This window comes from Nocardia cyriacigeorgica (genome assembly GCF_029868385.1).
GTDB classification, from domain to species: domain Bacteria; phylum Actinomycetota; class Actinomycetes; order Mycobacteriales; family Mycobacteriaceae; genus Nocardia; species Nocardia cyriacigeorgica_F.
In genome coordinates this window covers 1-23,666 of the sequence record NZ_JARWNX010000022.1, presented here as the reverse complement: position 1 = coordinate 23,666, position 23,666 = coordinate 1, and the positions used below count along the sequence as shown (strand labels likewise).

Annotated in this window: 18 protein-coding genes and 3 pseudogenes; 6 read left to right on the top strand and 15 right to left on the bottom strand. The window is 66.6% G+C overall.

From position 1 onward, the window contains the following. Positions 1-40: 40 nt before the first annotated feature. The gene (locus QH168_RS02630) at positions 41-3,085 is read left to right on the top strand and encodes a protein kinase domain-containing protein (protein WP_280232756.1); all 3,045 of its coding nucleotides are present in this window, start codon (positions 41-43) and stop codon (positions 3,083-3,085) included. 166 nt (positions 3,086-3,251) lie between these two features. Here QH168_RS02630 and dmpG read toward each other — a convergent pair. From dmpG to QH168_RS27575, 9 genes and pseudogenes are all read right to left on the bottom strand, one after another. Further along, a pseudogene (gene dmpG / locus QH168_RS02625) lies at positions 3,252-4,261 on the bottom strand (4-hydroxy-2-oxovalerate aldolase). Next, on the bottom strand, positions 4,258-5,202 hold the full coding sequence (locus tag QH168_RS02620) for an acetaldehyde dehydrogenase (acetylating) (RefSeq protein WP_280232755.1): 945 nt from the start codon (positions 5,200-5,202) through the stop codon (positions 4,258-4,260). The pseudogene dmpG and the gene QH168_RS02620 overlap by 4 nt, the downstream one beginning before the upstream one ends. Beyond that, the gene (locus QH168_RS02615; protein ID WP_280232754.1) at positions 5,199-6,017 is read right to left on the bottom strand and encodes a 2-keto-4-pentenoate hydratase; all 819 of its coding nucleotides are present in this window, start codon (positions 6,015-6,017) and stop codon (positions 5,199-5,201) included. The genes QH168_RS02620 and QH168_RS02615 overlap by 4 nt, the downstream gene beginning before the upstream one ends. Further along, on the bottom strand, positions 6,014-7,768 hold the full coding sequence (locus QH168_RS02610) for a bifunctional 3-(3-hydroxy-phenyl)propionate/3-hydroxycinnamic acid hydroxylase (protein WP_280232753.1): 1,755 nt from the start codon (positions 7,766-7,768) through the stop codon (positions 6,014-6,016). The genes QH168_RS02615 and QH168_RS02610 overlap by 4 nt, the downstream gene beginning before the upstream one ends. Then, complete coding sequence (locus QH168_RS02605) at positions 7,765-8,790, bottom strand: VOC family protein (protein WP_280232752.1); 1,026 nt, start codon at positions 8,788-8,790, stop codon at positions 7,765-7,767. The genes QH168_RS02610 and QH168_RS02605 overlap by 4 nt, the downstream gene beginning before the upstream one ends. Further along, the gene (locus tag QH168_RS02600; protein WP_280232869.1) at positions 8,787-9,647 is read right to left on the bottom strand and encodes an alpha/beta fold hydrolase; all 861 of its coding nucleotides are present in this window, start codon (positions 9,645-9,647) and stop codon (positions 8,787-8,789) included. The genes QH168_RS02605 and QH168_RS02600 overlap by 4 nt, the downstream gene beginning before the upstream one ends. 464 nt (positions 9,648-10,111) lie before the next feature. Continuing rightward, positions 10,112-10,609, bottom strand: a complete 498-nt coding sequence (locus tag QH168_RS02595; protein ID WP_280232751.1) for a DUF3533 domain-containing protein — start codon at positions 10,607-10,609, stop codon at positions 10,112-10,114. 139 nt (positions 10,610-10,748) lie between these two features. Then, positions 10,749-11,318: pseudogene (locus QH168_RS02590) on the bottom strand (YhgE/Pip domain-containing protein); the annotation flags it as partial. 177 nt (positions 11,319-11,495) lie between these two features. After that, the gene (locus QH168_RS27575; RefSeq protein WP_432421020.1) at positions 11,496-12,230 is read right to left on the bottom strand and encodes an LmeA family phospholipid-binding protein; all 735 of its coding nucleotides are present in this window, start codon (positions 12,228-12,230) and stop codon (positions 11,496-11,498) included. Between the two features lie 517 nt (positions 12,231-12,747). On the opposite strand from QH168_RS27575, the gene QH168_RS02585 reads away from it, so the two are divergent. From QH168_RS02585 to QH168_RS02565, 5 genes are all read left to right on the top strand, one after another. Then, positions 12,748-13,710, top strand: a complete 963-nt coding sequence (locus tag QH168_RS02585) for an amidohydrolase family protein (protein WP_432421019.1) — start codon at positions 12,748-12,750, stop codon at positions 13,708-13,710. Between the two features lie 372 nt (positions 13,711-14,082). Continuing rightward, positions 14,083-14,748 carry a TetR/AcrR family transcriptional regulator gene (locus tag QH168_RS02580; protein WP_280232750.1) on the top strand — a complete coding sequence of 222 codons (666 nt, stop codon included), beginning with the start codon at positions 14,083-14,085 and terminating at the stop codon, positions 14,746-14,748. A 157-nt stretch (positions 14,749-14,905) separates the two neighbouring features. After that, positions 14,906-15,787, top strand: coding sequence for a 3-methyladenine DNA glycosylase (locus tag QH168_RS02575; RefSeq protein WP_432421024.1), 882 nt, complete (start codon positions 14,906-14,908; stop codon positions 15,785-15,787). A gap of 329 nt (positions 15,788-16,116) precedes the next feature. After that, on the top strand, positions 16,117-17,691 hold the full coding sequence (locus tag QH168_RS02570; protein ID WP_280232749.1) for an LVIVD repeat-containing protein: 1,575 nt from the start codon (positions 16,117-16,119) through the stop codon (positions 17,689-17,691). Further along, on the top strand, positions 17,688-18,341 hold the full coding sequence (locus QH168_RS02565; RefSeq protein ID WP_280232748.1) for a DUF305 domain-containing protein: 654 nt from the start codon (positions 17,688-17,690) through the stop codon (positions 18,339-18,341). Before QH168_RS02570 ends, QH168_RS02565 begins: the two co-directional genes overlap by 4 nt. Positions 18,342-18,354: 13 nt before the next feature. On the opposite strand, the gene QH168_RS02560 is transcribed toward QH168_RS02565, so the two are convergent. From QH168_RS02560 to QH168_RS02535, 6 genes and pseudogenes are all read right to left on the bottom strand, one after another. Further along, positions 18,355-19,194 carry an MHYT domain-containing protein gene (locus QH168_RS02560; RefSeq protein WP_280232747.1) on the bottom strand — a complete coding sequence of 280 codons (840 nt, stop codon included), beginning with the start codon at positions 19,192-19,194 and terminating at the stop codon, positions 18,355-18,357. Between the two features lie 155 nt (positions 19,195-19,349). Beyond that, positions 19,350-21,044, bottom strand: a complete 1,695-nt coding sequence (locus QH168_RS02555) for a hydrogenase maturation protein (protein ID WP_280232746.1) — start codon at positions 21,042-21,044, stop codon at positions 19,350-19,352. Positions 21,045-21,164: 120 nt separating this feature from the next. Continuing rightward, on the bottom strand, positions 21,165-21,923 hold the full coding sequence (locus tag QH168_RS02550) for an NAD(P)H-dependent oxidoreductase (protein ID WP_280232745.1): 759 nt from the start codon (positions 21,921-21,923) through the stop codon (positions 21,165-21,167). A 492-nt stretch (positions 21,924-22,415) separates the two neighbouring features. After that, positions 22,416-22,751 (bottom strand): YnfA family protein, encoded by a 336-nt coding sequence (locus QH168_RS02545; protein WP_280232744.1) that lies wholly within the window; start codon positions 22,749-22,751, stop codon positions 22,416-22,418. 306 nt (positions 22,752-23,057) lie between these two features. Beyond that, on the bottom strand, positions 23,058-23,471 hold the full coding sequence (locus QH168_RS02540; RefSeq protein WP_280232743.1) for a MerR family transcriptional regulator: 414 nt from the start codon (positions 23,469-23,471) through the stop codon (positions 23,058-23,060). Further along, positions 23,468-23,666: pseudogene (locus tag QH168_RS02535) on the bottom strand (hypothetical protein); the annotation flags it as partial. The pseudogene QH168_RS02535 and the gene QH168_RS02540, both read right to left, overlap by 4 nt.

Below are 23,666 nucleotides of genomic sequence, written 5' to 3'. Positions count from 1 at the left end.
GAATCCTGTGCCGCCGAGATCGGACGCATCGGCCTAGTCGATGACCGGCGATCCCTACGCGACACAACGCGGTGTGTCCGGTTCGGTCGTGGCGGAATTGGCCGCGGCCGGATTCGACGATGCCGTGGAGATCGGGCGCGGCGGGTTCGGCACGGTCTTTCGCTGCACACAGGCTTCGCTCGACCGTGTGGTTGCGGTCAAGGTCCTCCTCGCCGATCTCGACGACGACAATGTGGCGCGGTTCCTCCGTGAACAACGCGCGGCAGGCAGGCTGACCGGACATCCCAACATCGTCGATGTCCTGCACACGGGCGCGACCGACAACGGTCGACCGTTCATCGTCATGCCCTTCTATCCCCACGGATCGCTCGCGGCACGGATTCGCGATCACGGAACGCTCCCGCTGCCGATGGCGCTTCGGGTCGGGGTGAAGATGGCCGGAGCCCTCGCGACGGCGCATCGGGCGGGCATCGTCCATCGCGACGTCAAACCCGCGAACATCCTGTTCACCGCCTATGACGAGCCGACGCTGGTCGATTTCGGAATAGCGCACATCGCAGGCGGGTTCGTCACCGCCGCCGGCATCGTGACGGGAACACCGGCCTTCACCGCGCCGGAGGTGATCGCCGGCGAGCCGCCCGGTCCGGCGGCCGACATCTACGGGCTCGGCGCCACCGTGTTCGCCGCGATCACCGGCCATGCCGCCTTCGAACGCCGCAGCGGTGAGCAGCTGGTAGCTCAATTCCTCCGGATCACCTCCGAGCCCATCCCGGATCTGCGAGACCGCGGCATCTCCGAGGAAGTCGGTGCGGTCGTCGAACGTGCGATGTGCAGCGACCCCCACGACCGCCCCTCGGCGACGGAGCTGGGCGAGCAGCTCCGAGCGGCCCAGCGCCATCACGGATTCCCCATCGATGAGATGGCCCTGTCCCCCACCACCGCTGACGTCGTAGCGTCCGAACACGACAAGCCCCGCCCATCCGAACCTCCCGACCACCAACCGCCGAGGTCGGCCATGAGTTCGGGTCATCATGCGGTTCCGTTGGAATTGACCAGTTTCATCGATCGACGCACAGAACTGGCCGCCGCGACAAATGCGTTGTCGACCTCGAGGTTGGTGACGTTGACCGGGATCGGCGGTGTCGGCAAAACCCGGCTGGCGGTGAAGGTCCTCGCCGACGCGAGGCCTGATTTCGCCGACGGTGTTGCCTTCGTCGAGCTGGGCGAAGTACACGACGAGTCACTTCTGGAGGGGATCCTGGCCGGCGCACTGGGTCTACCGGACCGGTCGGCGCGGCCGTTGCGCGAGCTGCTCGTGGAATATCTGTCCGGACGGGAATTGCTGATCTTGCTGGACAACTGCGAGCAGATGACGGCCGCCGTGGCCGGGCTCGCGGAAACCCTGCTCCGTGCGTGCCCCGGACTGCGAATACTTGCCACAAGTCGTGAGCCGATCGGCATCGCTGGCGAGTCGTTGTTACCGATTCACCCACTCGCGGTTCCCGATCCCGATCGGCCACCGCAGCTGCCGTCGACGCATGATGCGGTGACCTTGTTCGCCGACCGGGCCGCCGCCGTGGTCGCGGGGTTCGAACTCACCGCGGACAATATGGCCACGATCGCGCGGATCTGTCGGCGGCTCGACGGTCTTCCGCTACCGATCGAGCTCGCCGCGGCCCGGTTGTCAGCACTGTCGCCCGAGCAGATTCTGGCGCGGCTGACCGATCGGTTCGCGCTGCTGACCCGTGGTCACAGGGGTGCTCCGCCGCGGCAACAGACTCTGCGCACTTGCATCGACTGGAGTCACGACTTGTGTTCTCCGACCGAACAACGGGCGTGGGCCCAGCTCTCGGTGTTCGCCGGGGACTTCGGCATCGAGGCCGCACAACACATCTGCGCTGATCTCGATGCTGCCGAACTGCTGGATACGCTGGCCCTCTTGGTCGAAAAATCGATTCTGACCCGAGAGCAGTCGGGCGCCACCGTGCGATTCAGAATGCTCGGCACCGTGCGTGACTACGGTCGAGAGAAGGCACAGCAGAGAATCGACTACCTCGATCTCTGTCGCCGCCACCGAGACTGGTGCGAACAACTGGCGGCCGATGCCAACGCCGACTGGGCCGGTCCCCGAGCGCTCGAACACATCACCCGGTTGGGCCGGGAGGAAACGAACCTGCGCCAGGCGCTGGAATTCTGCGTAGATTCCAGCCCCGACATCGGAATTCGGATCGCTGCGGCGATCTGGCCGTACTGGTTCTCCCAAGGTGCGCTCACCGAGGCCCGACGCTGGTTGAGTCGGCTACTGACACGCTGCGCCGAACCCCTCACGGTCGATCAGGCCGCGGCCAGCTATGCCGCCTGCCTGATGGCCGCAGTGCAGGGCGATCTTCCAGCAGCGACGGCGCTGGTACGCCGAGAGCGACCGTTTCTCACCCCGTCTACGGGCCCATTGATCCAGGCTCATATCGACCTCGCCGACGGGGTCCTCGCACTGTTCAGCGGAAACCTCTCCGCAGCCCGACCTCATCTCGAGCAGGCGGCCGGCGTATATGAGCAGCATCTTCACGTTCAATTCGAGGTCGACGCCCTCACCAACCTCGGGCTCACATACGAGTTGCAACACAACACTACCCGAGCGATCGAATGCTACGAGCACGCCCTCGCGCTGACCGAACAACATGGTGAGACGATCTACCGGTCCTATGTGCTGTGGTCACTCGCTGTAGCACTCTGGCGGCAGGGAAATCTGGTGCGCACGACAACGTTGCTCGCAGAGTCGTTGCAGATGAGCCGAACTGTCGGCGATCGCACCAATGCGAGCGCATGCCTACAAGTCCTCGCCTGGATCGCCGCCGAAGAGCATGACGCCGAGCGCGCGGTCGTGCTCACGACGGCCGCGGAGCAGATCGGCGGATCAGTGGGCGCCTCGCCCATCCAGCTTCCCGATCTGCTCGTCCACCAGCAGACGTGCGAGCGCTTGATTCGAGAAGCGATGAGCGATGAGGACTACTCCGCAGCCCGACGCCAGGGCGCCCGGCTCAGCTTGACCACCGCGATCGCATACGCCCTGTATGAGGAGTTGTAGTACTCGACGACGCAGCCCGCGACAGCCCTGTGGCTTGCCGACGCGATACTCGGTAGGCCGACGAGAACGTCGCGGCTTTCGACGACGAGTTCATTCCTCCTGTCCGGCTCGAGCGGTGGAAAACGCGGCGGCGGCGTCACCTTCCGACCGGCGCGGGCCGGAAGTCTCAGGAATTGCGGACCAGGTCGAGCGCGATGTCGGCGATCATGTCTTCCTGTCCACCGACCAGTCCCCGCCGACCGGCAGCAGTGAGCAGGGTGCGCACGTCGACACCGTATGTGGCCGATGCGTTCTCTGCGTGACGCAGGAAGCTCGAGTAGACGCCCGCATAGCCCAGCGTCAGGGTCTCGCGGTCGACCTGAACGGGCCGGTCCATCAATGGCGCACCAAGTCGTCGGCCGCGTCGGTCAGCTGGTCGAGGTTCGCGCTGTGTTCCCAGCCGGTCAGGTCGGCAACGGCGACGAACGCTTCGAGCGGAGTGTTGCCTGCGCCGGCGCCCAGTCCGGCCAGGGACGCATCTACGCGGGTCACTCCTTCCTCCACCGCGACGACGCTGTTCGCCACAGCGAGCGAGAGGTTCTGGTGGGCGTGGATGCCGATTTCGGTGCCGGGGTCGAGCGCCGCCCGGTAGGCGCGGACGCGTTCACGAACACCGTCCATGGTGAGTCGCCCACCGGAGTCGGTGACGTAAACACAGTGCGCACCATAGGTTTCCATGAGCTTCGCCTGGTCGGCCAAACCGTCCGGGCTGTTCATATGGCTCATCATCAAGAAACCGGACACGTCCATGCCGAGTTCACGCGCATAGGCGATGTGCTGGGCGGAGATGTCGGCCTCGGTGCAGTGTGTGGCCACCCGGACCGAGCGCACGCCGAGATCGAACGCACGGCGCAGATCCTCGATGGTGCCGATTCCAGGCAGCAGCAGAGTCGTCAGCCGGGCGTACCGCAGCGCACCCGCGGCTGCTTCGATCCATTCCCAGTCGGTGTGGCTGCCCGGTCTGTAGGTGAGGCTGGCGCCGTGGAGTCCGTCGCCGTGGGCGACCTCGATCGCGTCCACACCGGCGGCGTCGAGCGCGGCGGCGATCCGGGCGACCGTGGCGGGGTCGACGCGGTGGCGCAGCGCATGCATGCCATCGCGCAGGGTGACGTCCTGCAAGAAGATTTCGGTGGTCATCGGATGGTCTCCTTGGTGGATGCCGCGATCCGTTCTGCGACCTGCACCGCGGCCGAGGTCATGATGTCGAGGTTGCCTGCGTACGCGGGCAGATAGTGCGCGGCACCCTCGACCTCGAGGAAGACGCTGACCCGATGGGTGACCGGGACGTCCCCGACGAGGGTGCGCAGCGGCGCGCCGGCCTCGACCGGGGTGATCTGTACGTCCTGCTTCAGCCGGTAGCCCGGCACGTACGCGGCGACGTCGGCCACCATGGCCAGAATCGACTCTTTGATCCGCGCGTGGACCTCCACGTCGGCGTTGTCGATGAGTGCCAGCACGGTATCGCGCATGATCAGTGGCGGCTCGGCGGGGTTGAGCACGATGATCGCTCGTCCGCGCTGGGCACCGCCTACCGCGGCGATCGCCTCGGAGGTCGTCTCGGTGAACTCATCGATGTTGGCGCGGGTTCCCGGGCCCGCGGATTTCGATGCGATCGAGGCGACGATCTCGGCGTAGGGCACCGCGGTGACCCGGGCGATGGCGGCAACCACCGGAATCGTCGCCTGACCACCGCAGGTGACCATGTTGACGTTGTCGCCCGCCAGATGCTGGTCCAAGTTCACCGCGGGGACGACAAAGGGGCCGATCGCGGCAGGTGTCAGATCGATCAGACGTTTGCCGAAGGGCGCGAGGGCAGCGGCATTCGCCTTGTGCGCACCGGCCGAGGTGGCGTCGAAGACGATCTCGATGTCATCGAAATCCGGCAGGGCGATCAGCCCTTCGACGCCGCGAGCCGTGGTTTGCACGCCCAGCCGGCCGGCACGGGCGAGTCCGTCGGAATCGGGGTCGATGCCGACCATGGCGGCCATCTCGAGGGTGTCGGACAGACGTAACACCTTGATCATCAGGTCGGTGCCGATATTGCCCGATCCGATGACGGCAACCTTGGTGCGGCTCATTGCTCCTTCTCCAGTGTGAAGTCGACGGTGCCGAGCGACCCCGAGCGCTGGGACAGTTCGGCCTGTACCCGCGCACCGGGCACCAGCGGGGCCATCGGTCCCAGCGCGCCGGACAGCACGATCTCCCCCGCGCGCAGCGGATCTCCCAGGTCCTTGGCGGTACGAGCGAGCCAGGCCAGAGCCAGCAGTGGGTCGCCCAGGCAGTCCGAACCCTTTCCGCGCGAGACGATCTCGCCGTCGATGCGCATGACCATCGTGATGTCGAGCGGCTCGAAATCATCGAGCGAGAGCCGCTGTTCGCCGAGCACGAACCAGCCACTCGACGCGTTGTCGGCCACAGTGTCGCCGAAGGTGATGTCCCAGCCTGCGATTCGGCTGTCCACGATCTCGAGTGCCGGTGCGGCGTAGTCGACGGCGCCGCGCACGGTGATGGGGTGGATGTCGTCTCCGGTCAGATCGGCGCCGAGTACGAAAGCGAGTTCGGCCTCGACCTTGGGTTGCAGCAGCCGCGGCCGCTCGGACACCGGCGTCGCACCGGCATCCATATCGTGGAAGAGCACACCGAAATCGGGTTGGTCGACACCGAGTTGCCGTTGCACCGCCGTGGAGGTCAATCCGATCTTGCGCCCGACGACGCGGGCGCCCTCGTCGATCCGCCGGCGAGTGCCGAGGCTCTGCACCGCGTAGGCCAGCCCCACGTCGTCGGCACCGATCAGGTCACGCACCGCGGCAACGGGTACGCCCGAGTTCGTTGCGGTCGCGAGTCGTTCGGCAGCGGCGTGGACGGCGGGCAGTCCATCGACGATTGTGGTCATCGGGCTTCCTCCAAGGAGCTCGGCGCGGCGGACGCCACGGCGCGCAGCGGATTGTGATTCGCGGTCAGCGTCGCGGGGGTGACGGCGAGACGGGCCAGCAGTGCGGTGACCAGCTCGGTGGCGTCGGATTTCGTACTGGTTCCGAACACGTACCTGTCCGGGCGGAGCAGGACCGTGCCGCCCTTGGCGACACCGGCCCTGGCGAACCACCGAGCCATGTCGCCGGTGTGGTCCTCGACATCAGCGGAGTCGGTGGCGGCGGCACGTCCGTCTCCCGGCTCACCCTGCGGACGGCCACCGATCGGATACACGGTGACGAACCGGGTACCGAGCACCTGCAAGGCGTTTCGCTGTGCGATGCCGAGTCCCTCGCGCGGATCGACACCGTAACCGACCAGCGCGAAGCCGAGACCGAGCGCATCGTCGAGGCGCTGGTGGCGTCCGTCGAAGGTGCGGACCTCCGGCTGTGGCGCCAGGGTGCCCTCCACACCACGAATCCACTTGCGTGGCAGTCCGAAGTAGGCTCCGCGGCGGAAACGCGGAGACGGCTTCATCTTCGCCTCCCGGATCCACGTGTTGAGGCCGGGGACCTTCAGGGCGGTGGCCAGGCCGATATCGCGGGCGCCCGCGGCGAGCCTGTTGTCGACCGAGACGATGCTCTTGTTCAGCACCGACAGGTCGATCATCGCCTTGGCGTGTGGCCGTCTCTCCGTTTCGTAAGTGTCGAGGAGATCGAGACCGGCACCGTGCTCGATGATGGCGCCGAGCTTCCAGGAGAGGTTGTCGGCGTCACGAACGCCGGAGTTCATTCCCTGGCCGATGAATTGGGGCGTCATGTGCGCGGCGTCTCCGGCGAGCAGGACGCGTCCGTCCCGCCATCGGTCGGCGACCACGGCGTTGAAGGTGTAGACCAGTTTGCGCAGGACCCGCACTTCGTCGGGATCGACGTATCGGCTGATGAGACTGCGGACCTGTTCGGGGTCCTCCATCTCCTCCTTGCTCTGCTCATCGCTGAGCATGAACTCGAAACGGTGATGCCCGCCAGGCTGCGGACACGACACCGTCGGCAGCTCGGGGTCACAGACGAAGTTGAAGTACGGCAGATGCCGGAACGCGTCGACACCGTCGTTGGCGAGCAGATCGACAACGAGCCAGCGTTCGGGAAAGCTCGTGCCCGTCATATCGATGCCCAGCTGCGTGCGCACCACACTGCGACCGCCGTCGCAACCGACGAGGAACTCGGCCCGCACCTCCTCGGCGGTGGCCGGATCGGTGTCGGCGTCGTGTTTGCCGTACCCGGTGCCGCGGCATTCGGCATGCCGCACGAGAACACCGTCGGCGTCCTGGTCGAAGCCGAGGACCTCCCGCCCACGGCGCACCGTCACGTGCGGATAGCGGTCGAGGGCATTCTCGAGGGTGTTCTCCAGGTAGGGCTGATACAGGAAGTTGGCCACGGGCCAGCCCAGCGGGCGTGCGGCCTGGTTGAACTGGGCGAGCACGGACCCGTCGCTGCGCACCCATTGCACGGTGCAGTCGAGGTTCATCTGTGCCGAGGCTTCGTCGGCGACACCGGCGGTCTGGAAGATCCGCATGCCTTCGTCGTCGGTGTACACCGCCCGCGCCAGGCCGTAGAATTCCGGCTCACGCTCGAGTACCAGCACCCGCACGCCGCGACGGCCGAGCAGGTTCGCCAGGGTCAGACCGGTGGGCCCCAGCCCGACGACTACCACGTCGTAGTCGAACGATGTCATCGCGCCATGCCTCCGGTGAGTTGGGGAACTGTGATCTCGGGTGTCCGCAGGGTCCGAACGACCTGCCGGAACTGAGCGAACTTGTCCAGCACGGTCTCGCCGACCGGCGTGTGACCCCAGATACTGATGCCCTGATAGGTGGTCGGCTCCCATGTGGATTCGCGTTCCGGACCCAACACGATCGGATTCCAGCCGACCTCGAGTTCGAATCCGGAGGGAGTGATGCAGTAGAAGGACAGCTCACGATCATTGGTGTGCTGGCCGACCGACCAGGCCATCCGGAAGCCGAGATCGGTGACACGCCCGTAGGCCGCCAGCACGTCGTCGAGCGAGCCCGACTGAATATTGATGTGCTGCACCCGAGTTCGGATCGGGTCGATCTTCACCCCGCGGATGTTGGCGATCGCGATCGAGTGGTGCCGCTCGTTCACCCGGAGGAACCTGATCTTGAGGGTGAGTCCGGAGACGTTCTCGTCGATGTAGTCGCTGAGCCGGGAGTCGAAGACCGTCTCGTAGTAGCCGCGCAATGATTCCGGTTCCCTCGATGTGATCGCGACATGGCCCATACCGGCTTCGCCGGTCACCCACCCGGAGCTGAGCATGCGCAGCGGCTCAGGGGTGGTCACCGGGACGGTGAAGATCTCCTGCACGATCCCCTTGGGGCCGGGAAACCGCCACAGTCGCTCGACGCCGCGGCGTGCCGCGTCCTCGGCGCTACCTTCGACGATCGGCACCCCTCGATCCGACACACGGGACACTATGCGATCGAACGACTCGTGATCGTCGACCTGCCAGCCGATCGCGGTCACGTCCTCCTGCGGTCCGCGCTCCACCAGGAACCGGCACGCGTGATCGTCGAGGCGGAAGCGCAGCGTGGAATGGTCGAGCCGATCGACGTGCATACCGATCGCCTCGGCGCCGAAACGCTGCCAGTCGGGCAGCCGCGTGGACTCCACCACGATGTAGCCCAGATGAACCGTGCCGAATACCGACTCGGCGCCGAAAGCGCGGTCAGCACTCATTGCTCGGCCTTCAGAAACCCGACCGCGAGGGTGTTGAACAGCTCGGCCCGCTCCCATTGCGCCCAGTGCCCCGTGCGCGCGAAGAGGTACAGATCGCAGTTGGGCATGGTCTCGGCGAGCGTCCTGCCGCCGGACGGTCGGTTCACCTTGTCGTCGGCACCCCACACCACCAGCGTGGGGTGCGGCACCTTGCGCAGGCGCGAATCACGGGTGAAGTCCATCCGCACGAGCGTGCGCAGGGCGAACAGGCCGGAGGGCCGGCGCAACGGTGGGTTCGCGATCACCTCGGGGTCGATGCTGGCCTGGTAGCGCTGCTCGATCAGTTCGCCCGGCACTGTCGAACCGTCGTACACCAGGTACTCGCGGATGAACCGGATGATCTTCTCGCGACTGGGACCGCTGCCCCGGTAGTAGTTGAGCAGCTCCTGCAATCCGTCGGTCGGCAACCCACGGGTGGAGCCGATACCTCCGGGGCCCATCAGGATCAGGCGATCGACCTTGCCGGGTCGGTCCATCGCCAGCCGGAGTGCCGCCGCCCCGCCGTAGGAGTTGCCGATCAGGTGCGCCGAGTCGACCTCCAGCACATCGAGGAACTGCCCGAGCACCTTGGCCAGATGGCCGAAGGGGTCGGACTGGTCGACGTACTTCGACGACCGGCCGTAGCCCGGCATATCCAGCACGAGCACCCGGAAGTGCTCGGCCATGGCCTCGATGTTGCGCGCGTAGTTCGACAGCCCGGTCGCGCCGGGGCCGCCGCCGTGCAACAGCACGACCGCGGGGCCGGACCCGAATTCGTTGAAGTAGATCTCGCTGCCGCCGACCTGCACGGTGCGCCCGGTGTCGACTTCCTTGTCGATGCTTGTCACGATGCACCTCCCAACGAAGTTGATAATATCATCACTTTCGATCGTTTCCCTGTCAAGGTTTTTTGATGAAAGAATCAGAACCGAGCGGTGGGCAGCTCTCACCCGAGGAGTAGGACACGGTTCGCGGTCTGGCGATCCATCTCGTCCTGCATCGCGCGGTGGGCGCACACGTTCCGCGCAGCCGAACACCACCGCGTCTCCGATCCCTCCACGGAGGGCATTCTATTGATGAAATAGTCAAATTTGACGCAGTGCTCACAAGAGTGTGATCGGACCCACCCGACCGCACACGGCACACATCGCCGATCACATCCGGGCAACCGTGGCCCGCGGTCGCGGCTACTTCATCAGAGCCGTTCTGCCGTGACTCAGCGCTGCCATGCGGTCATCTCGACGTCGCGATCATGGAACCCGCCGAAGCCGCCTTCCGACCCCGAATCGGCGCCGATCGACGCTCACCGGGTTCCGGCTGTCGAGACGGAACGGCGTTCCAGTCCCTTCCGGTCGTAGAAGCTGGTCGCGACCAGGCCGATGACCAGGCCGATCAGCAGACCGAGCAGGGCCATCCACACCCCTTGCGCCAGGCCCGAGTTCGCGCGGGCGTTGTAGTAGAGGATCGCCCGGACCGCGATGAAGATCTGGTGCATCGGTTCGAAGGTCGACAGCCACTCCATGGCCCGCGGCGTTGCCTCGATCGGCACGGTTCCTCCCGCGGAGGGCAGGCCGAGGACAATGAAAACGATGAGGTTGACGAGCAGGCCGGCCGCGCCGAAGATCGCCAGGATCGACAGCGCGGTGACCCCGACGGCCACAATCGCGAGTACCCCGTAGAGGAACAGCATCGGCGCACGCTGGATCGACATCCCGAGCAGTGTCGCGACTGCCAGGTATATGCCTGACACCACCGGCGCGACGGCCAGCAGGATGCCCCATTTGAGCAGCAGTGTCCGCACGCGCGAGATCGGTGTCGGCGGGGTAATGGATGTACCAGGGCCCGTATTCGGTCGGCGCGAATCCCAGCGATGAATCCACCATCGTATGGATGATCATCGCGCCGGTGAACCCTGCGAGCAGCAACAGCAAGGTGTAGAAGAACGCCGACAATCCCCCTCCGGCGCCGTCGGGAAGAGTGCGGAACGGCACCACCACCGATATCGGTTCGGCAAGGGCGAGGCGGCTCACGCCGGAGAGTTCGGTAGCGGGAGCACCTGAGTCCGACCGGAGTTCGCCTTGGACCCGGTCGAGCAGCTGGGCACCGACTTCCCGGTTGGCCGCGTCCGTCGCCTCGGTGGTGATGCGCAGGAGAATCTGCGTCGCGTAGGCGCCGGCGGCCGGGTTCGTTTCGACAGTGATGACGGGCCGCTCGACATCACCGGGCACAACACTGGCCGCACCCAGAATCGAGACACGCTTGGTGAAGTCGCTGGGGATGACGACGGCGCCGTAGATCGTGCCGTTGAGCATTGCCCGATGCAGCTCCGGCAGGCCCATCTCCCGCAGCTCCACCTTGTCGTCGGGGATCTGCTGAACCATCGAGGACGCGATCTGGTCGCCCACGTTGACGTGTTGGCCGCCGACCATGTCGCCGACGTCGAGGTTGACCAGCCCGACCGGGAAGTCATGCAGGTTCTTCTCGGGGTCGACGATGTATCCCAGATACATGGTCGCCAGCAATGCGGCGAGCACCGCGACAACTGCGCCGGGGCGGAGCCACATCGCCACAGCCTTACCGGTAATCGCCATGGAACCGCTCCTTACAGCTCGGCAACCTCGTCGCTACCCACCGTGTCGATCATCGACCAGCGACTGTTCACAGGTCAAGCGTTTCTGATGAAACAATCAGCATGTATCGCCACGCCCTGGAAGCTCAGAACTCCCACCACGGAGTTCGACCCCGATTCCCGAATCGGTCACGGTCACAGATTCCGGGCGAAGTCCCAACGGATAGCCGCCGAGACTCCGCGAGAGCAGGTCGGCGATCTCCGCCGCCAACTGCGGGGAGACACCGCGAGAAGAGACGATCTCGACGCGAACGATCCCGCCTTCGACATAGGGTCGCAGCCGCACCGACACCACACCGACGACTCCCGTGACATCGACCGTGCCGTCGACGGCCGACGTCCTGACATCACCGGCCAGGCCGTGCAACGTCCGCCCGATCGCGTCGACATCCCAATCGACGCGCGCCTCGGAGCCGCCCACGGAGGCCGAACCTCCACCTTCCCCCATCGAGACCTGACGCAGCGTGGCATGAACCGTCATACCGACAGCCGGACCGAACTGCGCGTCGTCGCTGTCGACCGTCAGCTCCGGGAGCCGCCGGTCGATCAGACTCAGTACGACGGGCCGGGGACCGAGGTCCACATCCACCGAGGAACCGAGGTCGTCGCGCAGATCTGTAGCCAGGCAACCCTCGATCCGGTTCCGCAGATACAGCTCAGCCGATGCGATCCCGATCGTCGCCAGCACGAGCGCAACAACGAGCACACGCGTGGCGCCACGCGCGATTCGGCCCCGCACGTTCCGGACGGGGACGTCGTCGCGAACAACGGAGTCCAATTCGTGAAGCTTCATTCACTCTTCTCCAGACTTCCCCAGCCGATCCGAAAGAAGCGGTCCAGGGGAATGACGCAACAGCGGGAATAATTGATGAAATCATCATATATGATGAATATAGGCATTTGCTGTGTCGTCGCACACGCAGGCCGTCGGCGCAGCGAACAATCAGATCGGGTCTGATACTTTCATCAGCGACTGCGCATCGCTTCGCTCGATCGACTCCACCGAGCACTCCCCACGATGCGCCGTCCGCTCCAGCGGACTCCGACCATGCCGCCTCGGCCGAGCGCGGGTCCGCGATGCGACTGAACCAACCGAAAGGAAGGACCTCCCGTGAACGAATCCGGTACCCCGTCGCGCGCTGGCATGAGCCGGCGCCGCATGCTGGGGGGGAGCTGCCGCAGGCACGCTCGGTGTAGCCGCGGCCGCGGCACTTCCCCTCGGCGCGTCGCCCCAGTTCGGCGCAGTCGGCACAGCCCGCGCCCAGCAGCCCGCGCCGAGCGGCACCTACCGCATCGACCTGCACACGCACGTGCTGCCGCCGGACTACCGGGCGGCACTGCTGTCGCACGGGCACGTGACCGTCGGCGGCTACCCCACACCCCAGTGGTCGCCCGAGTCGGCGATGGAGTTCATGGACTACTACGGCATCCAGGCCCAGGCCCTGTCGGTCTCCGACCCGGGGGTCGGCTTCCTGTCACCAGGCAAGGAAGCCAACGACATGGCCCGCTACTGCAACGACTATGTCGCCGGGCTCACCAAGAAGTACCCCACCCGCTTCGGCTCGTTCGCGGTTCTCCCCATGCCCGACATCGCCGCCTCGGTCGCCGAGGCGATCTACGCCCTCGACGTCCTCCACGCCGACGGCATCGTTCTGCTGTCCGCCTACAAGGGCGTCTACCTGGGCGACCCGCTCTACGAGCCCTTGATGATCGCGCTGAACCAGCGCAATGCCTACGTTTTCGTGCACCCCGCCGCGATCCCGGACGACGCCAAGCCGACCTTGCCCCTGCCCGACTTCCTCATCGAGTACACCTTCGACACGACCCGGGCCGCGACGATGATGATGCTGACCGGCGTCACCCAGCGCTACCCCAACATCCGGTTCCAGCTCTCCCACGCGGGCGGCACCCTGCCCTTCCTGTCCTGGCGGGTCGGCGTCGCCTCCGAGACAGCAGTCGGCGAGAACTGGCCGCAGGGCCTGGGCAAACCGTCCCTGCTCGATGCGAAGACGCAGATCTCGCGCTTCTTCTACGACACCGCACTGAGCGGATCCGGTGCCGCGATGTCCGCGGTTTCGGCCGTGACGACTCGAGACCATATCGTCTTCGGCTCCGACTGGCCGTTCAGTGCGACCACTCTGCCGCAGACCGGAACCCATGACCCCGCTCCCGGACTCAGCGATATCTTCGATGCCGATCAGCGGATGGAAGTCGAGCACCACGCCCCGCTGCGTCAGCTTCCCCGATTGGCAGCAGCGATCAACGCGGGCTGACCTCGATGATCGACCGTCGCCGGGCGCGCAGCCGCTCTCCGCGTGCCCGGCAGTTCTCATTCATCATCGGCCGGGCGTCCGACTGTTGATCCCCCGATCTCGCACCAATGACGACTTCCTCATAGTTGACAGAGTCATCCAACCAGTATCGACCGGTGGCTACGCACCGACGCGGGTGCGGCTCGCATCGACACCGACGACGGGCCATCGATCTCGGCACCCAACGCACCACCGTGCGATACGCGTCGTGATCGCGTCGCCTGGCGCGGCGGACTCGCAGACCTTGGGCGCCAAGGTCACCCATCTGCGTCAGAATCGGAACTGAATGTACGATCAGTTATGATTCTTGCGGCAACTCGAGGTGGAGGGCAGATGACAGCCGAACAGACCGCGCCCACGCGTACCGATCGCCGCAAGGAACGCACGCGCAACGCACTGCTCGGCGCGGCGCGGAAGTTCCTGTCCGAAGGCCAGTCGTCGGTGAGCATCAAGGAGATCACCGACGCCGCGGACGTCGGTTTCGGCTCCTTCTACAACCATTTCGATTCCAAAGAACAGCTCTTCGACGAGGCCGTGCAGTCCGCATTGAAGGTCTACAACGAGATGCGCGACCACGTCGTGGCCCGCTACGACGACCCCGCGGAGATCTTCGCGGTCAGCTTCCGGCTCACCGGTCGGCTGCAACGCCAGCTTCCGGAGATGGTGCGTGTCGTCCTCCATTCGGGCATGGGAGTCATGCTGCGCGACCAGGGACTCGCACCCAGCGCGCGCCAAGACATCATCGCCGCCCAGGAAGCCGGGCGATTCGAACCGATGGATCCCGATCTGGCCATCATGGCGGCGGGCGGAACCCTGCTCGGACTGCTCCAACTGCTCGACGCCGATCCCGACGCGGATGCGGCCGCACTCGCCGACGAGATGACCTATCGGGCTCTCCGCATGTTCGGCATGAACAAGCGGTCCGCGCAACGCCTCAGCTCCGCCCCGCTGCCCGAGCTGCCCACCAATCCCGACCTGCTCTTACAGGCCGGCACGTAGACCTCGCCCGGGTCAGACCGCCGAGAGGCCGCCCGCCCGATCGCCCCGCGGCCGGCGCATCCATATCGGCAACGGCACTGTCGCGAGAACGCGGACCTGACCGGTGCGGGACAATAGCGGGGTGAGCACGCGCGACACCTTGGATCACCCCCTTGACCTGCGAGTATTACCGCTGGTCGAGTGGCGGGATCGGGCCCAGGCCCACCGCGCGCATATCGACGAGCTGATCGGCCCGTACCTGGAGCGCAGGGCGGCGGGTTCGACGCATCCGGTCATCGATTTCTTGTTCACCTACTACGGCCACAAGCCTGCGCAGCTGCGCCGTTGGCATCCGGGCTTCGGGGTGGGGCTGGCGGAGGCGACCGAATACGACGGGGCGCGCGGTTATCACCGACGCACCGGGGACGATTCGATGATCGTCACGACTGCCGATCCGGCTTTTCTGATGAAGCGCCGCGACACCGTCGAGTTCGTGGCGCGGCTGCTGCGCGCCACCGCGACGCGGCCCGCGCAGCTGTCGTGCTTCGGCCTGCACGAATGGGCGATGGTGTATCGCTCCGAGGAGGTGCGCCATGCGGTTCCGCTGCGGCTGGGCCGCTCGGGCACCGATGCGGTGGTCGAGTCGATGTCGTTGCGCTGCACCCATTTCGACGCCTACCGCTTCTTCACCCCCGACGCCGTCGGCCGCAATACCCAAGTACTCACCCGCGACGACCAACCGCTGCGCGAACAGCCGGGCTGCCTGCACGCGAATATGGATCTGTACAAATGGGGCTTCAAACTGGTCCCGCTGATCAGTTCGGACCTGCTGACCGACTGTTTCGAACTGGCCTGCGCCGCCAGAGAACTCGACATGCGCGCGAGCCCCTACGACCTCACCGACTACGGCTACCAACCCGTACCCATCGAAACCCCGGCCGGACGCGCCGAGTACGCGCGCACCCAATCCGACCTCGCCGAACGAGCGACACCGTTGCGGGCACGGCTGCTGCGGGCGTGCGAAGAGTTGCTCGACGCGGCCCCGGCGCCACCGCGCTGACCACCGCTGTCGAGCACAGGCAACACTGAAAAGCTCGGCGCGCGTGGCTCACGACCCAGACAGCTCGCACCACCTGCACTGATAGCCCGGACGCATCGACCGACCGTCGCGCGATGCTCCACAAATGCCGTAACCATCCCCGCCTTGCGATATTTCGCGTGGTCAGAGCAGTTCCACCACCTCGAACCGAGGGGTGACCCACGACAATTCCACGAAAACACTCCCGACACACGACACCCCTATTAAGCTCCGTTCAGTAACACCGACCCCAGTGTCTGAGACGACGACAGGTCGGCGGTGACCGGAGACGAAGGAAGTTGGGGGATGCGATGAGGCGTCCGTTGAAGCTGCGCCGGACAAGGCCGTTCGCCCTGGCCGCTGTCGCATTGATCGCCACGATGATGCTGCCAGCGGGCGCATCGGCCGATCTGCAATCCGATATCGCCAATGGGGTCCGTGAATTCCTCGACGTGGGCCGCACCTCGGTGCCGCGAGCCGACTGCGGCCCCGGCTCCATGCCCGAACCCGGTCTACAGGGCGATGTTCCGGCCGCCGATCGCGACAGCGGACGCAGCACTCAGGGGTACCGGTGCAATATGTCGATGATCGGGCAGTTCGCCGGGCGCGGCGCGGGCATCACCTCCACCAGTTTCGAACACTGTGCCTATATGGGTTCGTTCTTCCCGGGCAACCTCCTTGGCGAAGGCCGCGGCGTGCAGGTGCTCGACGTCTCCGATCCGGCGAACCCGCGCCCGACGGCCAACCTCACCGAACCGGCGATGCTCGCGGGCACCTGGGAGAGCCTGAAGGTCAACAAGGAGCGCAAACTGCTCGTCGGGACCGGGGTTCCGGTCGGGACCGGCGTCGGCTACCTCTCGGTGTACGACATCTCCGATTGCGCGCATCCGCGTCTGCTGAACCCGGGCCCCGGCACGAATCTGGCCATGCCGCTGCCGATCACGACGCATGAGGGCGGCTTCTCCCCCGACGGCCGCACCTATTGGGCCTCGGGTATCGCACCCGGTTTCGTCAGCGCCGTCGACCTCACCGACCCGGCGAATCCACACGTCGTCTGGCAGGGTCTGACCGGTATCGAGGCACACGGTTTCGGCGTCAGTCCCGACGGCAACCGCATGTACATCTCCGCGCTCGGCGGATTCACCGTGCTCGATATCAGCGCGGTCCAGCGGCGCGACCCGAATCCACAGGTGCACCACATCGGCCGGGTGTTCTGGACCGACGGCTGGGCCACCCAGCACAGCGTCCCGGTCAGCTACGACGGCAAACCGTACCTGTACACCGTCGACGAGGGCGGCTCCGGCGGGGTCAAGCTGATCGATATCTCCGATGACACCGCACCGAAGGTGGCGGCCAAGCTCAAACTGGAGATCAATCTGCCGCAGCACCTCGACAGCAATATCGGGTCATCGATGGGCGGTTCGGCCTTTGCCTACGAATCGCACTACTGCGCCGCCGACCGGCAGGACAACCCCACCGCGCTCGCCTGCGGCTGGATCTCCTCGGGCATCCGGGTCTTCGATGTGCGCGATCCGGGCAATATCCACGAGATCGCCTACTTCAACCCGCCCGCCCGCACCGGTCGCAATCTGGAGCTGTGGAATTCACCGCATGCGCTGGCGTCGATCATCGGTGTCCCCTTGATGAGTGCGCCGAGTGCGGTGCGCGCGGTCCTCGAAGGCGAGTTCGATCCGATGGACGCGCTGACCCCGCGCACCGGACGCCTCGCCTTCGGTGATGTCTCCACCGACTGGTGCTTCTCACCGCCGGAATGGCGCGGCAATCAGCTGTATGTGGCGTGTTCGGACAACGGATTCATGGTGCTCGAGCTGAACAACGGCGTCTACACGCCGCCGCCGAACCAGTCCTCGATCGTCGGGTCATGAGCATGCCGCGCGGAATGCGGATCGCCGGATACGCGGCGGTCGCGGTGTTGCTGCTGGTGCTCGGCGCGGCGCTGCGGCCGCTGTTCATCGACGACGATCGACCGGCCGAACCCGTGCTCGACGCGGTGGAGATCGGCTTCGTACAGGATATGACCGCCCACCATCAGCAGGCGTTGATCATGGTGCAGCGGCTCGATCCTGCGGTCGATCCGGGCGTGGTGCGGCTGGCTCAGCAGCTCGCCGACACCCAGCGCCTCGAGATCGGCGCCATGCTCGGCTGGCTGCGGTTGGCCAACGCGTCGCCGTTGTCGCCACGGCCGATGGCATGGATGCACGAAGCCGCCGAGCCCGGTCATCAGCACGGCGCGACCGCCGCCCACGATCCGTCCGGCCACGCCATGCCGGGTATGGCGACCACGGCCGAACTCGACGCCCTGTCCGCCGCGCGCGGTCGCGACGCCGAGATCCTGTTCCTCCAGCTCATGCTGCGCCACCATCAGGGCGGTGTGGCCATGGCGCAGGCGGCCGATCAGCTCATCGAATCGGGGCCGGTCAAGGAAACCGCCCGCTCGATGATCCACGGCCAATCCCAGGAGTCCGGGGTGATCGCGGCGCTGCTCGGTCAACGCGATGCGCGACCGCTGCCCTGATCGACCGGGTCGGTCAGTTGTCGACCATCTGCCGCGGCCACTGCCGACCGCTGGTGGCGAGAGTGGCCGGATCGGTGCTGGCCAGGGTGGCGGTTTCCCGGTGTTCGGGTTCGAGGACGGTGGCGGCGGCGATGCTGCGGACCTCCAGTTCGGCCACGCCGACCAGCACGACCAGACCGACGACGACCAGCGCGACGGTCGTGATGAGCGGGGTGAGCAGCTCCACCGGCGCGATACCCTCCGGTGTTCCGGTGTGGTTGCCGTGGTCCGCGCTCAACGCCATCATGCCGGTGTAGTGCATACCGCAGACCGCGAGACCCATGATCACGGCCGCGCCGACGGTGTTGGCCCAGCCACGTACGTGCACCATGAACCAGAACGCGGCAGTCGCGGCGACCACCGCGATCACGATGGACAGGGCGACCAGACCGGCGTCGTACTCCATCGCGGTGCCGGTGTTCATCGCGGCCATACCGAGGTAGTGCATGGCGGCGACCCCGAACCCGGTGATCGCACCGCCGAGCGGAAGTGCGACCGCCTCCCGATGCCCACGCACCACGATCGCCAGCCCGATCAGCACCACGACCACGGCGATGGCGGCGCTGAACAAGGTCAACGGCACGTCGTAGCGGATGTCGACACTGTCGATGGCGAACCCGAGCATCGCCGTGAAGTGCATGACCCAGATACCCGCGCCGCCGAGCGCGACGGCGGCCGCGACCAGCCATCCGGCGGGCGATTTCGCGGTGCGGGCGTGCGCCGCGCACCGTAGGCCGAGTACCGACCCGATGAACGACATGAGGTAGGCCAGGGTGGGCGTCACCCACCCATTGCTGAAGTGCTCGAGATGCACGTCTACTCCGATGTAGCTAGTCGATTTCCGATCCGCGATCGGGTGCACGAGTGTACGAACCACCGAAATGAGGATTTCAAGATGGGAAGTTCATCATGGATGCGCTGGGAGCCGCCAATTGATGTCTCCACTGCGCCATCCGGCGGCCGTCCCGGTCATCCGAGCAGGTAGGTCGGCGTCGCGTCGGGGACGACACCGTAGACGAACTCGCGCCGCAGGCGATGGTACGGCTCGCCCTCGGCGTAGAAGTTCCGGCGCATCTCGGTCAGTTCCTCGGCCCGGTATTCGGCCAGCGGTTTGCGTGTCTCATCCGCTTCGCGGCGCTGCTTCTTGGCCACCAACCGGCCCTCCAGCTCGGGTGAATCGGCCAGTAGCGCGGCCTCGCGACGCACCCATTCACCGAAGGCGCCGGTACCACCGGGCGCCGCCCGATCCACCAGGCCGATCCGTGCGGCGGCCTTCGCGCCGACCGGGAGGGTCTCGCGGGTCAGCCGTCCGGCTTCGGTCTCGCCGACCCGGCGCGGCAACGAGTAGGTCCAGTACTCCGAACCGTAGAGCCCCATCAGCCGGTAGTGCGGGTTGAGCACCACCGATTCCCGGCACCACACCTCATCGGCGGCCAGGGCCAGCATCACGCCACCGGCTGCGGCATTACCGGCCAGCGCGGAGATGACCAGCTTGTCCGTGGTCGTCAGGATCGCCTCGACCAGGTCGTTCATCGCGTTGATGTTGTGCCAGGACTCCAGCGCCGGATCGTCGGCCGCCTCGATGACATTGAGGTGGATGCCATTGGAGAAGAAGTCACGGGCGGGACCGAGCACGAGCACACCGGTCGGCCGGGCGCACGCCTGCCGATAGGCGGTCAGCAGCCGCTGGCACTGGCCGGTGCTCATCGCACCGCCGGTGTAGGCGAACTCGAGATAGCCCACCGCACCGTCCTCGCGGTAGCGCAACTCCGACCAGGTATCGCGCACGGCCGCCTCGGCCGGGGTCACCGGCACCTCCGGGATCGCGGCGGTCACCTCGGCGCCGAGCGCGTCGACGGCGGGCCGTTTGAACGTCGCCGGACCGCCGGGTACCCGGCGTGGCCGCAGTTGTGGCAGCCAGACCGCACCGTCCACGGTGGCCCGGCAGACCGCACCGTCGCGGGTGGCGATCAGCTCGCCGGGGGTTCCGCGCAGCTGGTCCTCGTTGTGCCCGCCGTGCACGAAATACTCCCGGCCGTACAGTTCGTCCAGCACACCCGGTTGTGAATCGGCCGCGCGCAGTCGGCGCAGGATCTCGACGGTGCTGTCGGTGGACCAGTCGATCCGGCGGTACTGCTGGGAGTGGTAGGGGCGCAGCTGCCCCCGCACGTCCGGCCGGCCGTAGTCCAACGGTTCGGGTTCGAACCCGCCGTCGGCGAACCGCTGGACGGCCAGCAGCACCGCCTCGACGGCGGCATCGGACACCTCGTTGCGATACAGCTCGCTCTTGCCGCAGTCGGCTACCGGGAACGACACCGAGGCCCAGATCGGGCCAGCGTCCATCTCCGCCACCGCCTGCAACACCGTCACGCCCCATTCGGCCGCGCCCGTCGCGATGGCCCAGTCCAGCGAGGACGGTCCGCGATCGCCCTTGGGGCCCGGATGCACGATCAGAACCGTGTGTTCGGTCCAGATGTCTTCCGGGATGGCCGCGGTGAGCATCGGCGCCACGATCAGGTCGGGCCGGAAGTGGGCCACCCGCGCCCGCAGCAGATCGTCACCGAGTGCCAGCTCGACCCCGACCTTGTGCCCGCGGTCGCGCAGTTCGGTGTGAACTCGCTGGGTGAGGCTGTTGAAAGCACTGGCGACTAGCAGGACGCGCAAGGTTTCCCCTCCATCGGGCAGGGGTGAGCGGCCTCACCCCCGGTACGTTAGCGATCTCGACCACGCTAGCCGTACGCCCGACGCAGCGCAGCGCGAGCACCCCGCCGAACATGACCGGAATCACTGTGCGACATGCAGACCGAACCCGGTCGCCCCCGGATCCTCCCGGCCCGGCTCGAGCCGCAGACCGCGATCGTAGTCGCCGCCGCCCTGCCGCCGGTATCGGATGGGTTCGGTCTGTTCGAGTTTCGACAGCCGTTCCCGCAGGTCAGCGGCGATCGCGCCGAAGCGTTCGTCATCGACCCGCAGCGCGCCGTGCACCACGAACGGCGGCAACACATCCATGCCCGGGTAGTAGAGGATCCCGTGCTGGATGGGGAACAGCAGATCATCGATCGGGCCGTTGATGCCTCGATCGGAATACGACGGTTCCTTACCGCCGATGGCGACCACGAGCATGGCACGCCGGCCGGCCAACATGCCGTCGCCGTAGCGCGGTATCGCCGTACCACCGGCCCCATAGGCGAATCCGCAGGTGAACACCCGATCGACCCAACCCTTCAGGATCGCGGGCATGGAGAACCACCACAGCGGGAAATGCAGCAGCACCGCGTCGGCCCACAACAGTTTGTCCTGTTCGGCCCGGATCTCCGGGGACAGCGTGCCGTTCGCATACGCCTCGCCCGAGGCCAGCATGAAGTTCTGTTCGGCGACGGCGCCGAAATCGTCGGTGTCGGCGTGGGCCTTCCAGCCCATGGCATAGAGGTCGGTGACCCTCACCTCGTGCCCGTCGGCGCGCAGTTGTGCTACGGCAACATCTTTCAGCGCACCGGTCAGCGAATTCGGCTCGGGATGCGCGTACACGATCAATACCTTCACCCTCCGACCAACATCATCGCGGGCGCCGGACATTCCGTGCACGCCGCGCGAGGAGTTCGTACGCATGGTGTGCGCGCTCCCGATGCCGCCGGAACCAGCCGACGGCATGGCCCGACCGCCACCAGCCGTTCGACCGCCCGAACGCTGTCCCGACCGTTGCGTCGTCGAGCACCCAGATGGCGAGCGCACGGTGAGCAGGTCGGGGCCGTTCATCACGCCGAGCACGCTGATCGCCGAGCGTGCCGCGACACCTTGCCGACGATATGCGACTAGCTGCTCGAACTCCCGCCAGCGCAGTACCACTGGCAAAGGTTCCCACTGCTGTCAAGCGGCTACCCGCTGACGATCCGATCGCGGTGCCGGTGCTGACCCAGCCGAGAAACGGGCGGAATTGCGCCGGATGCAACATTCGGCGCACCGCCGTACCGGCGGCGGACTGCACTGACGGGCAGGCCCGGCCAGCGTGGAGCCGGCCGGTGCTCGGCCGTCGCGTCAGGCGTGGCGGGGCGCGTACATGATGATCGCGACGCCGACCAGGCACACGATCGCGCCGGTGACGTCCCAGCGGTCTGGTCGGAATCCGTCCAACGCCATGCCCCACAGCAGCGATCCCGCCACGAACACCCCGCCGTAGGCGGCGAGGATCCGGCCGAAGTTGGCGTCGGGTTGCAGAGTGGCGACAAATCCGTAGATGCCGAGGGCGATCACCCCGGCGCCGATCCAGGCCCAACCGCGGTGTTCGCGCACGCCTTGCCATACCAGCCAGGCGCCGCCGATTTCGGCGACGGCGGCGAGGACGAACAGCAGGATCGAGCGCAGAACAGTCACGGTGGGCGATCCTAATTGCCCGGATTCACGCGGTGGTGGACGCGACGGTGCACCCGCACCCGGTACCGGCCCACGAGCTGTCGGTGTCCGAGGCCACGGCGCAGCGCGAGTGCCGGGAGCGCCGCTGGCTCCATATCAGGCCCACAACACCGATGCCGATGAGCACGAACCCGAGGGCGTCGAGCCACGACAGGCTGATCAGTAGCATTCTACTGCCAGGATTCCCGCAGTGATGAGCAGGGGTGCCAAGCAGCGGCACAGCAGCGCGCCGGTGCTGATCGAGGCCACCAGTGCCGCGTCCTCGTCTCAGCAGTCACGGCGGCCTCCGGTGTGGTTCGCCGAGGTGGCCTCGACGGTGTCGGACGGTACCGGGCAGCTCGGTGCATCGCTGCACACCAGCAGGTCGTCGCACCCGGCGGCCAAGGCCGCGCGCAGGGTGTCGCGGACCTCGGTGAGTTCGGCGAGCTTCGTGTCGACCTCGGCGAGCTTGTCGGTGACGCGGGCCCGCAGCCCGGCGTCGGCGCGGCGGGCCGAACCCACTCGGGTGCCGGTGAGCATGTCGGCGACCTCGTCGAGGGTGAACCCGAGCCGCTGGGCGGCCTTGATCACCCGTAGCACGGTGACCGAGGCCTGCGGGTAGAGGCGGTGCCCGCCCGGTGTGCGGGTCGGTTCTGGGAGCAGTCCGCGTCGTTCGTAGTAGCGCAGGGTCTGGGCGTTCACGCCGTGGCGGCGAGGAGCCTGGATCCCCAATCTTTCATGAGGTCGGTCGCTTCGGGTGGTCCGTGCACGGTGAACGGTGCTCCGATCGAGACGAGGCAGAAGGCCGCCCAGTCCAGGGATTCGGCGGCGATATGGACTTCGCACGAGTCGGGGTCGATGGCGGCGACGGTGCCGTAGTGGACGATCTCGGCTCGG